This window comes from Daejeonella sp., assembly GCF_036405355.1.
In the GTDB taxonomy this organism is placed as follows: domain Bacteria; phylum Bacteroidota; class Bacteroidia; order Sphingobacteriales; family Sphingobacteriaceae; genus Daejeonella.
Genome location: NZ_DASWXT010000062.1, coordinates 1 through 14246 on the forward strand (window position 1 = coordinate 1; position 14246 = coordinate 14246).

The 14246-nt window shown below is 39.4% G+C and carries 12 protein-coding genes; 4 read left to right on the forward strand and 8 right to left on the reverse strand.

Annotated elements, in window-relative coordinates:
- Positions 1-252: 252 nt before the first annotated feature.
- From gldD to VGE44_RS07850, 4 genes are all read right to left on the reverse strand, one after another.
- A complete protein-coding gene (gene gldD, locus VGE44_RS07835) occupies positions 253-834 on the reverse strand; it encodes a gliding motility lipoprotein GldD (protein ID WP_331077666.1) in 582 nt (193 codons plus the stop codon).
- Positions 834-1613 carry a shikimate dehydrogenase gene (aroE, locus tag VGE44_RS07840; RefSeq protein ID WP_331077668.1) on the reverse strand — a complete coding sequence of 260 codons (780 nt, stop codon included), beginning with the start codon at positions 1611-1613 and terminating at the stop codon, positions 834-836. Before aroE ends, gldD begins: the two co-directional genes overlap by 1 nt.
- A gap of 49 nt (positions 1614-1662) precedes the next feature.
- Positions 1663-2433 (reverse strand): phosphosulfolactate synthase, encoded by a 771-nt coding sequence (locus tag VGE44_RS07845; protein ID WP_331077670.1) that lies wholly within the window; start codon positions 2431-2433, stop codon positions 1663-1665.
- 123 nt (positions 2434-2556) lie between these two features.
- Complete coding sequence (locus VGE44_RS07850) at positions 2557-3960, reverse strand: tetratricopeptide repeat protein (RefSeq protein ID WP_331077672.1); 1404 nt, start codon at positions 3958-3960, stop codon at positions 2557-2559.
- A 244-nt stretch (positions 3961-4204) separates the two neighbouring features.
- Between VGE44_RS07850 and VGE44_RS07855 the strand changes: the two genes are divergently transcribed.
- Positions 4205-5746, forward strand: a complete 1542-nt coding sequence (locus VGE44_RS07855) for an aldehyde dehydrogenase family protein (protein WP_331077674.1) — start codon at positions 4205-4207, stop codon at positions 5744-5746.
- Between the two features lie 11 nt (positions 5747-5757).
- Here the strand turns inward: VGE44_RS07855 and VGE44_RS07860 are convergent, their stop codons facing one another.
- From VGE44_RS07860 to VGE44_RS07870, 3 genes are all read right to left on the reverse strand, one after another.
- Positions 5758-7608: a DUF4153 domain-containing protein gene (locus VGE44_RS07860; protein ID WP_331077676.1), complete on the reverse strand. Its 1851-nt coding sequence runs from the start codon at positions 7606-7608 to the stop codon at positions 5758-5760.
- A gap of 370 nt (positions 7609-7978) precedes the next feature.
- Entirely contained in the window at positions 7979-8674 is a 696-nt protein-coding gene (locus VGE44_RS07865; protein ID WP_331077678.1) for a response regulator transcription factor, read from the reverse strand.
- Positions 8675-8722: 48 nt separating this feature from the next.
- A complete protein-coding gene (locus tag VGE44_RS07870) occupies positions 8723-10582 on the reverse strand; it encodes a HAMP domain-containing sensor histidine kinase (protein ID WP_331077681.1) in 1860 nt (619 codons plus the stop codon).
- A gap of 212 nt (positions 10583-10794) precedes the next feature.
- Here VGE44_RS07870 and VGE44_RS07875 point away from each other — a divergent pair, with 212 nt between their 5' ends.
- A complete protein-coding gene (locus tag VGE44_RS07875; RefSeq protein ID WP_331077683.1) occupies positions 10795-11829 on the forward strand; it encodes a T9SS type A sorting domain-containing protein in 1035 nt (344 codons plus the stop codon).
- A gap of 78 nt (positions 11830-11907) precedes the next feature.
- Here the strand turns inward: VGE44_RS07875 and VGE44_RS07880 are convergent, their stop codons facing one another.
- Positions 11908-12273 (reverse strand): DUF3127 domain-containing protein, encoded by a 366-nt coding sequence (locus VGE44_RS07880; protein WP_331077685.1) that lies wholly within the window; start codon positions 12271-12273, stop codon positions 11908-11910.
- A gap of 138 nt (positions 12274-12411) precedes the next feature.
- On the opposite strand from VGE44_RS07880, the gene VGE44_RS07885 reads away from it, so the two are divergent.
- Both VGE44_RS07885 and VGE44_RS07890 read left to right on the forward strand, forming a co-directional pair.
- Positions 12412-13587, forward strand: a complete 1176-nt coding sequence (locus tag VGE44_RS07885; protein WP_331077687.1) for a THUMP domain-containing class I SAM-dependent RNA methyltransferase — start codon at positions 12412-12414, stop codon at positions 13585-13587.
- Positions 13550-14227 carry an HD domain-containing protein gene (locus VGE44_RS07890; RefSeq protein WP_331077689.1) on the forward strand — a complete coding sequence of 226 codons (678 nt, stop codon included), beginning with the start codon at positions 13550-13552 and terminating at the stop codon, positions 14225-14227. The genes VGE44_RS07885 and VGE44_RS07890 overlap by 38 nt, the downstream gene beginning before the upstream one ends.
- Positions 14228-14246 lie beyond the last annotated feature (19 nt).

The window sequence follows — 14246 nt, forward strand, 5'->3', positions numbered from 1 at the left end:
AGGGAAGGACTGCCCGGAAAAAGGACCATCTGCCATTTGAAATAAACCCGGGTGGCAGCTGTAGATTTTTGCCGTGCAGATTTTTAAATTATAAAGGAATTTATACGCAAAAACTACGGCAGAACACGGGACTGCTGGAGCCGAAGAATCACAGACCTTGCTTTCTAAAACAAAAGAAAATATTCAGCCTAAGTAGTCATACAAGATTTTATATTGATCTCAGGTTAACTTATTCTCTAAAAAATCAGCTGTTCAGTTTCTCCATTTAAAAGTTTTAATCATCTGGTCTATATCCTTTTTAACGAAATCTAAAACCGGTTGTATTGAATCGAGCCTTGGCTGTTCATTAAAATAAAGGGCTCCCCGAAGATAGTTTTTAGTACTGTCTGTCAGAAAAAACTGAACAGAAGAAGCCGTATTTCCATCAATGGAATAATAAATCCCATAAACCTTTTCCCTGGGATAAGAGATTATTCCCTCATCAATTGCAGTGGCCTTTACAGTATGTTTAAATGCAAATGTCCTTGCATCCTCAGTAAGCTGATTGAACTCGGCAGCAGAGGAGATCGGCTGATAACTTAAATGGATCCGTCCATTGAATTGCGGATAATTAACATTTAGCCAGCAAGGTTTAGAATCCCTGCTGCTATCCGGCTGAACTTGTGCATATTCAGGGAAATCAAAGGTATACGGACAATCCCCTGAATAAGTCTGGTATTTTTTTTCAGGAAATTCTATTCTGAAATAGGCCCGTGGCTTGGGGGAATATTCCGTACCGCAAGAGATAAAGAGGAAGGCAATCAAAAGAGAATGATATGGAAAGCGTGTTTTCATCAGCTATTCCATATTTCCCAGGATTTTTCTGCCTGCATATGCAGCATTTCCATACCATTCTTAATTGCGGCACCTTTGGCTTTCCCCCGTTTAAGAAATTCCGTTTCTGCAGGATTATAAACCAGATCATAAAGCAGGTGTTTGCTACTCAGCAATTCGTAAGGTATATCCGGACATTCTTCAATATTTGGAGCTGTTCCGAGGGGAGTTGTATTTATAATCAGCAGATGTTCATTCATAATATCTGCTGTCAATTTCTTATAACTTAACTGCTTCCGGATGTTTCTTCTTGAAACTAAACGATAAGAAATTCCCAGCTTTTCGAGCACATATCCGACTGCCCTCGAAGCTCCACCGGTTCCAAGAACCAGAGCCTTTTGGTGATGCTTCTTAATTAGGGGTTTCAAAGATTCCTCAAACGCATATGCATCTGTATTGTAGCCCTCAAGCCTGACATTCATTGAAGAAAGCTCCCCACTGAAAAATGCCTCAACCGGCTGATGATTTACAATTTTTATACAGTTTACAGCATCAATCTCCTTTGCTGCAGGATCAATCCTATCCAGATAATACATTACCCCAATTTTATGGGGAACCGTAACATTTAATCCGCAGAGGTCGGGAATACTTTTTATGAGATCAGGTAGATCACTTAGATTAGGAAGTGGGTACAATTCATACTGATGGTTATCTAGTCCTTCATTTTCAAATTTTTCAGTAAAAAATTTCTTTGAGAAAGAATGTGTCAGCGGATAACCTATCAGACCGTATTTTTTCATGCTAAATTAAATTGATGGCTGGTACTATCAGGTTTATAAATACCTGAGCCTATTTTGTTTCCATATTAAGAAAATGATCAAAGGTATCACTTCTCAATCCCAGGCGCAATGTTTCAACCGGAATAACATCTGCTGGTGCAATATTTCCAAGATTGATGTTGCTGCCTATCAATTTAATGAACCAAACCTGCTGAGCCTTTTGTGGCGCCTCCCATATGATTGTTTCTGCAGGAATCTGAGTTAAAATCTCATCTACCAGACCTTGTCTTACTTCACCAGAATCACGATATAGACCAACATTCCCACTTTCACGGGCCTCTGCGATAACTTTCCAGGATCCTGCTTCAATTTCAGCCTTCATTAAACTGATCCACTTATAAGGAGCAAAGATCTTTGCTGCATCTTTCGATCCAACTTCAGAAATAACAGTCACCTGTTCGCTAAGTTTACTGATATACTCACACTTTTCTTCATGAGGTATGGTAATTGATCCATCAGATACTTCGGCAAACTTCATATCGTATTTATCAAGCACCCGGCGATAATCATCAAATTGATTTCTTATTATAAATGCCTCAAAGAGAGTGCCTCCAAAGTAAACCGGAATATTAGCATCCCTGTATATTTTTAATTTATTTTCGAGATTGGGTGTTACATAAGATGTGGCCCAGCCCAATTTTACAATATCAGTATGTGGTCCTGCGACTTCCATGAAATCTTCGATCTGACGTACACTTAGTCCCTTGTCCATAACCATAGTCAGGCCATTCTGACGCGGTTTTTGTGTACGCTCAGGGATATTCTTTAGAGTATAATTCATCTGTTATTATAATTGATTATAGAATGCCTTCAATATGTTTCCATCTTTAATTTCAGGCTATTCACTCAGGTGCAAATCTCCAAAAAAAAATCAAAACCTAAAGGCTAATATTTTTTTCCTTATTTAACGGGTATAACGGTTAATAATATCCACAATAACCTTATTTTCATGCAGTTGAGGAAGATACTCAAATAAAATATGATGTTTTTCAGGATCTGAATTCAATGCAGTCTCGAGGTAAATAAGCGCTTCACTGAACTGATGAGCGGCAAACAGATAGGCTACCATTCTGTAATATAATTCAGCTGAGTCGGGGTTATTTTTAATTCCTTCAGAGATAATCTCGATAGCCGAATCCAGCTTATCCTGCTCAAATAAAATTGAGGAATAATCGAGCCAGGCCTCAATATCCACAGGATTTAACTCCAGAACCTTTTCATATGCCTTTTCTGACTCTGGCAACTGCTTTAATTTATATTGGGCATCCGCAATAGCGAACCAGTAATCTGCATTTTTATCATCCAGATCCAGCGCTTTCTTATAAAAATAGAGCGATTCAAAATACCTTTCCTCAAAATCAAGAGTCACCCCAATACCAAACCAGGCGTCAGATTGTGTGGGATCCAGCTTAACCGCTTTTTTATAATATGACCTTGCCTCGTCCATCCGCTCGAGTTTTTCATAACACTCCCCAATGGCACAATAAGTATCGCCACTAGGCGGTTCGTATTCAAATGTTTGCTTGTAAACTTCAATAGCCTCAGCATACCGGTCGAGATGAACCAGTGCATTACCTTTATTGAAGTAGGCAGAGGCAAAATTATCTTTAATCAGAATGGCGTAATCATAAGCATCAATAGACTTTTCAAAAAGGTCCATCTTATTAAATGCATTTCCCAGATTATACCAGGCAGCATAAGAATAAGGCTCATTATCAATGTATTGCTCATAAAACTTGATGCTTTCTTCCTGCTTATCCAAAACATCATAACAGAAAGCAAGTTCATACAATGCATCCTGATTCTCCATGTTCTGCTGCAAACATTGTTTAAGATAGCTTACAGAGTTCTCATAATCGCCCATACTTTGGTAGACATAGGCAATGTGAAGCAATATCTCATCTGTACTTTCAGCAAGGGTCAATGCCTTTTCATAGTTATCGAGTGCATCCTGATGCCGCTCCATACCCTCATAAACGTTTCCCCTTATGGTATAAATATCAGCTTCTGAGGGTTCCAGTGTTTCGGCTCTGCAAAGTGATTCAAATGCAAGATCAAACTGATTGGTTGCCACATAAAGCTGGGCCTGCTTAATAGAGAATACTGCTGCGAATGGATGCTGATTAATAGCATATTCAGTAACCTGTAATGCTTTAATCGGATCGTTTTTCTCGATGTAGTATTCAATTATATTTTCAAATGCCTGAGCATCAAAAAAATACTGATCCTGATTACGGATCATCTCTTCATATCTTTCTACCGAAAATCTGGGATCTTCGGAAAAACCAAACTCAAAATCTTCTTCCATCCTAAAATAATACGATTAAGAACGTTCTCCCGGCTCATTATGTATAAACAATGTGCCATATTTATTTTTAAATTAAGGCAAATCGCTAATTGTTTTGCTTTTATTTTTCAACATCCTGACAACTAAGAGGCTAATAAGCTGAAAAATAAATAAATAAAGAGGCAGCTTTTCGGATATGTTTTATCATGAAGCTTTCAAACTGCCCTTGGGAGAATTGCTTAACTTTACAAAAATACGAAATTTTATGCAAATAGATATTTTACCGGTTTTACAAGCCCTTGGAATCCAGGCCATCAATGAAGCAAGCAGTACCGGGAAAGTTTGGAACAGCAATGCGCAGCAAAATGTGCACCTTATTTTTTCACCCGTAGATGGGAAAGAGATTGCCTCGGTAAGGTTCTCAAATAATTCAGATTATGAAAACGTTGTTCTGAAAGCTGGGGATGCATTCAGGACATGGCGAAGCTGGCCTGCTCCAAAGCGGGGTGAAGTGATCCGACAATTCGGGGAAGCACTAAGGCAGCATAAGACTGATCTTGGTAAACTTGTTAGCTATGAAATGGGTAAAAGTTTACAGGAGGGTTATGGTGAGGTACAGGAAATGATCGATATCTGCGATTTTAGCGTAGGCTTATCGCGACAGTTATACGGACTGACCATGCACTCAGAAAGACCGGCTCACCGGATGTATGAGCAATGGCATCCGCTTGGTATTGTCGGTATTATATCAGCCTTCAATTTTCCAGTTGCCGTTTGGGCATGGAATATGACAATCGCTCTGGTCTGTGGCGATGTTTGTATCTGGAAACCATCAGAGAAAACTCCACTAACGGCTATTGCATGCCAGCATATTTTACAAAAAGTACTTGAGACAAATGCTGTTCCGGAAGGTGTATCCTGCCTTTTAGTAGGAGACCGAAGCATAGGGGAACTCATGAGCCATGATAAACGTATCGGTCTTGTATCCGCAACAGGTTCAACCCGTATGGGAAAGGCTGTCGGAGCAGCAGTTGGCGCACGTTTGGGCCGGAGTTTACTGGAACTTGGGGGAAATAATGCCATCATCATTTCTAAAGATGCTGATCTTGAAATGTCGCTGGTAGGTGCGGTATTTGGTGCAGTTGGAACCGCCGGACAACGCTGTACTTCAACCCGCAGACTGATCATTCATGAAAGTGTTTATGATACCTTCAGGGATAAGCTGGTGAATGCTTACAGGCAATTGAAAATAGGTAATCCGCTTGATGAAAATATGCACGTTGGCCCCTTGATAGATAAAGACGCTGTCAGGGCCTATCTCAGCTCTATTGAAAAATGTAAGGCTGAAGGAGGTAATTTTGTAGTAGAAGGTGGTGTTCTTGAAGGGGAGGGGTATGAATCTGGATGCTATGTAAAACCTTGTATTGCGGAGGCAAAAAATGAATTTGAGATCGTGCAGCATGAGACATTTGCCCCAATTCTCTATTTGATGAAATATAAAACCCTCGAAGAAGCAATCGCAATGCAGAATGCTGTTCCACAGGGACTTTCATCAGCCATCATGACCTTAAACCTGCGTGAGGCAGAGCAGTTTCTTTCCTGTGCTGGTTCAGATTGCGGTATAGCCAATGTGAATATTGGTACCTCAGGTGCTGAAATTGGCGGGGCTTTTGGAGGTGAAAAGGAAACCGGAGGTGGCAGGGAATCGGGATCGGATGCATGGAAGGCCTATATGCGTCGCCAGACCAATACGATTAACTATTCGGATAAATTACCACTCGCCCAGGGGATTAAGTTTGATCTATAATCTAATACTCATCAATCTTTAACACTTAATAAAACATAGCCATTTGCTGAAAGTAAGTCTTTATTATCATCGAAATTTATCTGGTTCCAAACAATTTGCAATTTCAGCCCATCAAATTCAAGATCCTGTGAAAGCAATTGTCTTGAAACCTGCAGGGCTTGTTTATTGGCCAATTTCTGCTTCTTAAATTCCATATCCAATTGATTGATTAAGGTATCAAGGTTGATATATTTTTCTTCAGGCCCATAAATCACTTTCAATTTATTCTGATTTACTACACGGGTAATAATCAATTTTCTCGCATTTATGATATTTGACAAAGTATCAGCTGAAATACTGAGTGGAAGCATATAATCTGCTTCATTCAATGGGAGAAGGTCCATATTAAAGGCTTCGGCGATGTTCATTCCAAGATCCAGTTTAGAACCGTTGGCATTATCCGGCTTAAGGTTCAGATAGTTGTATAACCAAAGTTTCTGCTGGCTTTTAACCTCCCAGTTACTGGTACGGGAATCATATTTCTTCTTCGCATTAACAGAAAGTAATGAATCTGCGACTATACCCGGGTCCTGCTTTAGAATTGGGCTGAAACTTTCCAGGCCATGCATATTTACAAGATAATCTACAATATTAATCATCCGGGTCATATCTTCTTCGCCCGGCTTAAGTTTTAATGAAATGATCTTATCTCCATCAAGCGACCCTTGTTTTTCGAACAATTGCTTCAGTTCATTGATCTGCGATCTCCTGGATGTAGAAAATGCCCCCTGAGGGCCATATACAGACAATACCGTCACCAGACATAAACTGAAAGGGATAATCATAATATTCTGACTTTTTGAAAGCAGGAAATAGGCGTTAATAAAAGCAAGCCAGGCTGCCAGAATGATCAGGAAATAACGTTCCTCAGTAATTCCATAGTCAATAACTCTGGCCAAAACTGCCCATACAAGTAATATTATCAATGGGATAAGCACATAATAAAAACTGCGGCTGAATGTTTTCAGCCATTTATTTTCATCCTGATTTCTGACAGGATATATCAGCAGCAGTGATAAAATCCCAAAAACAGCATATCCAAGTATCAGATTTGAAACAAGACCTTTGGGAAGCTCCCATTCGATCAGGATCTTAGCTTCATAAGCAAGCAGTATAATTGCGTATACGGTGGCCAGTGGAATAAGAACGAACTGAGTGAATATTTTAAGTCCGCCGGGATAGGTTTTATCCTCTTCAAGTTCATTTAAATTTACAGGAACTCCCGACAGGAAAAAGAAAGTTTGAAAAATGCCTGCTATCCAGACCCATAGTATCGCAAAGGTATCCCACTGAAATTTAAAATTAAACAGGAAATTCATAGATCCGATTGCAGCGGCAAACCCGAGAAACAGTACTGCACTATAAATCCCCCCGATTAAAAAGCGGAGAAAAATAATCCTGTTGAATTGCCAGAAGGCATTTATATGGCCCTTTCCGAAATAAGCAGCAAAGGAAACTGAAAGATGAAAGACAAGTGCCAGCAAAATAAATCTGAAAAAATCCGTCTCACGCTTTAATGGATCTATCAAAAAGAATAAACCAACAATAATGAGTAACATTATAAGCCTGAACAAGTTCTTTTTCAGGACTGAATAAGAATTGCTTTCTGATAAAAGGCTGAGTGAAATTGACAAGACAAGACCCAAATTAGCTATCAGGATAAGCCTTACACAAAGGCTTTCTGCTGTCAGGTTGAGATCACTGATTTCTATGAAAACCGTCGCCGCCACGGTACCCAGCAGAGCAAATCCAATTTCGAGCGGGAACCGCAACAAAACACTCCTTATGGAATGGACAAAAGTCTGTAGAGAAGGGAATTTCATAAATGCTAAATCATTGATGTCCGGATAAAATTGAACTCTGGGTGAACTATGCTTTTATACTTTACATTGAATGTTTTTTATCAACATTTTAAAAGCAAACAAACTTAGAAAAAAATACAAGCAGGCTTGACCCCGAAGGTGGTCACATGTTTATAGAAACATCCATTCCAGACCTTTTCCCGACCCTGAAGGGGTCGTATGTGAAAATTTTGAGCACATACGACCCCTTCAGGGTCGATTTGTCAGGCATATCAATTACTATAAACATACGACCGCCTTCGGGGTCGAAAAAGTCTAAACTTATTACCACACAAAGTGGACAGTAATATACCTAAAGATACTAAAATCAGTAAATAATTAAGGCTAAAAATCAGCTAACCAATAACTTATAACCCTTTCCGTGCACATTGATAATCTCCACCTTCGGGTCTTCTTTGAGGTACTTACGGAGCTTGCTCAGGAAAACATCCATACTTCTGCCATTGAAGTAGTTATCATCGTGCCATATTGAGATCAACGCCTCTTCACGAGTCAGGACCTCATTTTTTTTGAGACATAAAAGCCTGAGCAATTCTGCTTCTTTAGTTGATAACTTTTGCTGGGAATCAGCATTTGTGATCAGTTGTGCGGTATAGTCAAATTTATAATTGCCGATGTCAAATTTTGATTGCTGATCTGTGGCTTCGGCCTTTTCAGGATCTGATACCCGTTTAAACAAAGCATTGATCCTTAAAAGCAATTCCTCAATACGGAATGGTTTGGTGATGTAATCATCCCCGCCTAAATTATACGCTTCAGCTTTATCCTCGATCATGGTCTTGGCTGTTGCAAAAATGATTGGAATATGTGGGTTAATACGTCGAATGTCTTTGCCCAGTGTAAAGCCATCCTTTTTGGGCATCATCACATCGAAGATACACATATCAAAATGGTCGTTATTGAACGCTTTAAGAGCTTCATCGCCATCCTGACAAAGTACAACTTCAAATTTTCCTTTTAATTGCAAATAATCCTGTAAAAGCATACCCAGATTCGGGTCATCTTCGGCTAGTAATATTTTTTTCATATCAGGGATTCCAAAAAAGGGAAAATACTATTTTCATTAACCTGTCGTCTATGCCACAGGTTTTAAAGGAAGACTTATCTCAAATTCTGATCCAACATCCTTCTCACTCTTCACCCTGATTGTTCCATTCAGGCGTTTAACAATATTATTCACGTAGCTTAAACCCAAACCAAAACCCTTAACATCATGCAAATTGCCGGTTGGAATCCGGTAAAACTGGTCAAATATTTTTGATAGCTGATCTTTGCTCATCCCAATTCCCTTATCAGCAACCTTAATAATGAGGTTTTTGCCCGAGATAAAGGTACTGATCTTTATCTGAGGATTTTCAGGACTATATTTATTGGCGTTATCAAGCAGGTTAAAAATCACATTTGACAGATGAAGCTCATCACCACTAACGGTAGAATATCCTGCTTTTAGATCAAGTTCAATACTGGCATTCCTTTTCTGAAGCTGAAGGGACATGCTATCGACTATCGCTGAAAGAAGATCGTTCATATCCACATCCCTGTGCTCAAGCTTCAAATCACCTTTTTCAATTTTGGCAATATTAAGCACCCGTTCTATATGACTTCCCAGACGAACATTTTCATCGTAAATGATATTAGCCAAACGTTCGATTCGGCTCTTATCTGTTGTCAGTTCAGGATCTTTTAAAGCCTCACTTGCAATCATAATGGTAGCTACCGGAGTTTTAAACTCATGGGTCATATTATTGATAAAATCAGTTTTCATTTCTGATATCTTCTTTTGCATCAGAATAGAATGAATGGTGTATCCGAAGCTGAAAATCAGCACAAGCAATAAGCCGCCTGATAAGCCCATCATGGCTGTCATATTAGAAAGAATGATTGAGTTTTTCTCAGGGAATGTAATGGTTAACATTCCTGAGTCTCTGATCATATCCTTTGGAAAGAGCGGAGTTTCATAGCTGTTATAAGGCAGAAACTTCGTTTGATTGGAAGCCCTTGTAAAAATAAGCGAGTCCCTCTCTGCTGAAGTAACTTTGTACTCATAATTACTCAGGATTGAGAGATTACGTAATTCTGCTCTGAGCATAGAGTCAAGTGTCTGTGGATGAACACGTTTGTTCAGTGGAACGTCGACCTCCCGGTACTCCTGATAAAGATCTTTAAATACATCTGCCTTCTTTTGATTCTCTTCAGCAAAATATTGTTTCACTTTCTGTACTCTATTGTCCTGTTCGGCTTCATTTACATCAGGCGGGCGCGGCAGGTTCCTTAGTCTTGGCCGTGGAATTGTACGCAGAAAAGTCCCCTCAATAGGATCGAAAACGATATACTGAGTAACAGAATCGGGTAATGTTCCCGGGGCAGATCCGGAAATTGCAGCGCTTATTTGGGAAGAAGCTTTAGGGGCTCTTGAAATTGTCCTTCGGGTTTGCTCATGGATCTGACCAAAGGCATCTTCAACCTGATAGACATCTACCCGAAAGTTATATTCAAGATCCTTTAGATCAGATGCTGTAACCACATCATTAAATGAAAACACATTTGGATATCTTGCCCTGAGCAGACTGTCCCTGATCATAAATATACTATCAGCCTTCCTTTGCTGAACCATCATATACTTTTCATCCGACATTCTAGGTGTTCTGCGCTTAATCCTGACAGGTTTTTCGGGCGCAGCTACAAAAACCGGAGCACTTTCGATGATTGGTGGTTCGGGAAGACTGATAAACTCAGCCTTCTTCTCAAGAAAATTATTGGCATCTCTTTTAGCGAGGCGTTCTACTACATTATTCAAAGCTTCATGCACTGACTGGTCAAACAAGCGCGATTGAAGTTGGTAGGATTGTCTGAAAAAATACCATTGCATTGCCATCACCCCCAGCAAGGCGATGGTCATTAATCCAATTATTAAACTGATGCTTTTACTCTTCATCCTGAAACAAAAATACGCAACACTCTCTTTGTCAATATAGTTTTAACATATTTTAACAAAGCATTAACAAAATCCGATTCATAAGCCATTTACTTTTGGTTCTGCAAACCAGATAATCAGGCCCTGATTCTTGTCCTTATTTACTAATGCTTCATTACTGAAAAACGGTTGAATTAAAACATGCATTGAATATTAAATTAAAAACAAGATATATGAAAAGGTTCATTCTCAACCCACACCTTATGCTGATGGGATTTATTACCCTAATTGTTGTAAGTTCAGGTACTTCAGCCAAGGCACAGGTAGAAAAAAAAATCAATCAAAGCATTATTATCAAAAACGGCGACACAATAATTAATGGAAAAAAATTAAGCGAGGCTGATCAGGAGGAACGAATGCGCTTAAGGAAAGAGTTCAAAGATATTGAAGGCCGTATTAAAGGCAGGGGCGGCTCAATTGAGAAAAGAGTAATTATTAAGCCTAAAGATGGAATAGATAAAGAGATCATCATTAGCCGTAAAGGTGATGCACCGCATGTTTTGCTTTGGGATGATGGCAATATGAATGAGTTTGATTTTGATTTTAAGGATAAAATGCCGGGAGGATTACATCTTTTCAAGTTTAATGGAGACAGTAGTATTCTATTTAACTTTGATACAGATACTATTATGAAAGAATTCAGGTTCCGAATGGATGGTTTGGATAGTAACCTCCGAAAACGTATCATCACAATGCACAGGGATATGGCACCAGGAGCACCCAATATGCCCCGAATGCCCCGAATGCCGAGAGCACCAATGCATCCTGCTCCACCTATGGCTTTTGAATTTGAAAGAAGTGAATTCCCGGGTATGAGGAACAGGAACAATTCTTCTTCTTTTAATTTTAATTCCACTGATAAGAACGGAATATCCAGCAGGATGAATATCCGACTTAGCGATGCAGAAAAAAGTCAGGTGAAAACGATTACAGGTATTGAAAATCCCACCAATCTACTGGATGTTAAAGACCTGACCCTGTTTCCGATTTTTTCAAATGGCAAACTTGGGATCTCCTTCAATTTAGATAGTAAGGGACCGATAAAGTTGAAGATCCTCAACACTGATATGAAGCCACTATTTACGGATGAGCTTGCTAATTTTAATGGATCTTATATGAAGCAGATACCCTTGGCAGAAAATGGAGTATATTATATTACTATAGAGCAAAATAAAGTTTGGTTTATAAAACGATTGGTTAAAGAATAATAATTTGTTGAGAATCAAAAAGCCCCGTTCCGGATTACCGGACGGGGCTTATGATTTTATGGTGTTTCAGATTAATGATCAGAAAGGAAGATCATCATCATCGGGAGCTGAACTGATGTCAACCGGAGCCGCATATTCAGGAGCCGCCTGAGCTGAGCTAGCTGAACCCAGAGGATTTATTCTCCATACAGCAAGGGTATTAAAATAAGAGGTCTTGCCCATCTTATCTGTCCATGCACGTCCGCGAAGGTTAAAAAACAATTCTACCTGATCGCCCACTTTAATGTTATCGAACAAATTCACTTTATCCTGAACTGCCTCGAATTTCACAAATTCCGGATAAGTTGGATTTTCTGCGTATTCAAGTATTAACTCACGTTTTTTGAATTTCTCGCTCACGGTAATTACCGGTGAGATCTCATGTACTTTACCTTTTATGTCCATGTTAATAAAATTATTGATGTATTCTGGTTTTAGATCGTACAAAACTAACCGACTCGTTTTTCAAAAACCTGCCGGCAGATACGATTTGTAAAAGTATAAAATTAAGGCAGTTTTTAATTGTTAACTTCGCAATTTATTATGCAAGTTTTCCACACAAAAAGCAAGATCATCATAACCTGCAACAATCGCCTGGCTCCTTATCTTAAGCAGGAGGTAGAAGCATTGGGTTATGAGATAAAAAGAGCATTCAGTACTGGTTTGGAGCTGGAAGGAACTATCAATGATTGTATCCCTCTGAATCTGAATTTACGTTGTGCCAGTCAGGTTTTATACTCTATTAAAGCATTCACTGCAGAAAATCCGGCAAGACTTTATAAGGAATTACTCGAAATATCATGGGAAGAGCTGATTGACTTTACCGGCTATTTCTCAGTAAGTTCTACTGTAGATAATGAAACGATCACCACTCCGCTATTCGCAAATCTGAAAGTAAAAGATGCAATTGTAGATCGAATCAAAGAGAAAAAAGAGATCAGGCCAAATACCGGACCTGAGACAAACAAAGTGGTCATTCACCTCTACTGGAAGGAAAATGATGCTGAGATATTTATTGACACTTCGGGTGAAACCCTTGCCAAACATGGTTACCGAAAAATCCCGGGTAAGGCTCCAATGCTGGAAGCACTTGCTGCAGGAACCATTATGGCTACAGGATGGGATAGAAAAAGTCCATTTGTTGTTCCAATGTGCGGATCAGGAACCCTCGCGATTGAAGCAGCCTTGCTTGCAACTGATAAAACGCCGGGAATGTTTCGAATGAACTATGGTTTCATGCATATCATTGGTTATGATGAACAGGTTTTCTTCGAAGAAAGACGAAAGTTAAAAGAGAAGGCAAAAAAAGAGATTGATTTCAGAATTGTAGCCACTGACCATTCGGAAGATGCGATTGATATTTCAATAAAAAATGCAAAAACTGCCGGTGTTGATCACCTGATTGATTTTTCTGTCTGCGATTTTGCTGATACCGAAGTTCCCGAAGCTGCCGGGATAGTTATTTTTAACCCCGAATATGGTGAGCGTCTTGGAGTTCATACCAAACTTGAAGCTACCTACAAACGGATAGGCGATTTTATGAAGCAGAAATGTAAGGGTTACAGAGGATATATTTTCACCGGAAACCCTGATCTTGCAAAGAAAATAGGCCTGAGGGCTTCACGGAGAATCGAATTTTACAATGGTAAACTTGATTGCAGGCTATTGGAATACGAATTATATGAAGGAAGCAAAAGAGAACCCAAACCTGAATCATGATCAGCTCATCGCTGAAACAGTAAAGTTTGTTAAACATACTTTGGAAGGTGCCGAAAGCGGGCACGATTGGTGGCATATTCAACGTGTATGGAATAATGCCCTCCAAATCATAAAAACAGAATCAGCCGACCGACTCATTGTGGAACTGTCTGCATTATTACATGATATTGCTGACAGCAAATTTCATGATGGCGACGAGGAGATCGGTCCAAAAAAGGCAGGAGATTTCCTTTCTTCACAGAAACTGCCCGAAGATTTGATCCTGCATGTTCAGCAGATTATCCGCAATATGTCATTCAAAGCAAGTCTTGGAAAGGTGGAATTCCACTCAAAGGAGCTCGGGATTGTACAGGATGCCGACCGCCTCGATGCAATTGGTGCTATCGGAATTGCGAGAGCATTCACTTACGGGGGCTTCAAAAACCGTGAATTATATAACCCTGAGGTTCCTCCAGCACTTAATATGAGCAAGGAAGAATATAAAAATTCTGCCGCCCCAACTATCAATCACTTTTACGAAAAACTGCTCTTGCTAAAAGACAAAATGAATACTGAAACAGGAAAGAAGATAGCTGCAGAAAGACATTTATTTATGGAACAGTATCTTGAGCAGTTTTATAGGGAATGGGAGGGGAAATAGGAAATAGGGAATAGCGATA

Coding starts and splice junctions, on each gene's coding strand:
- gldD (WP_331077666.1), bottom strand. CDS start 834: ATGAAAACACGCTTTCCATATCATTCTCTTTTGATTGCCTTCCTCTTT.
- VGE44_RS07880 (WP_331077685.1), bottom strand. CDS start 12,273: ATGGACATAAAAGGTAAAGTACATGAGATCTCACCGGTAATTACCGTG.
- VGE44_RS07885 (WP_331077687.1), top strand. CDS start 12,412: ATGCAAGTTTTCCACACAAAAAGCAAGATCATCATAACCTGCAACAAT.
- VGE44_RS07870 (WP_331077681.1), bottom strand. CDS start 10,582: ATGAAGAGTAAAAGCATCAGTTTAATAATTGGATTAATGACCATCGCC.
- aroE (WP_331077668.1), bottom strand. CDS start 1,613: ATGAAAAAATACGGTCTGATAGGTTATCCGCTGACACATTCTTTCTCA.
- VGE44_RS07875 (WP_331077683.1), top strand. CDS start 10,795: ATGAAAAGGTTCATTCTCAACCCACACCTTATGCTGATGGGATTTATT.
- VGE44_RS07845 (WP_331077670.1), bottom strand. CDS start 2,433: ATGAATTATACTCTAAAGAATATCCCTGAGCGTACACAAAAACCGCGT.
- VGE44_RS07865 (WP_331077678.1), bottom strand. CDS start 8,674: ATGAAAAAAATATTACTAGCCGAAGATGACCCGAATCTGGGTATGCTT.
- VGE44_RS07890 (WP_331077689.1), top strand. CDS start 13,550: ATGAAGGAAGCAAAAGAGAACCCAAACCTGAATCATGATCAGCTCATC.
- VGE44_RS07860 (WP_331077676.1), bottom strand. CDS start 7,608: ATGAAATTCCCTTCTCTACAGACTTTTGTCCATTCCATAAGGAGTGTT.
- VGE44_RS07855 (WP_331077674.1), top strand. CDS start 4,205: ATGCAAATAGATATTTTACCGGTTTTACAAGCCCTTGGAATCCAGGCC.
- VGE44_RS07850 (WP_331077672.1), bottom strand. CDS start 3,960: ATGGAAGAAGATTTTGAGTTTGGTTTTTCCGAAGATCCCAGATTTTCG.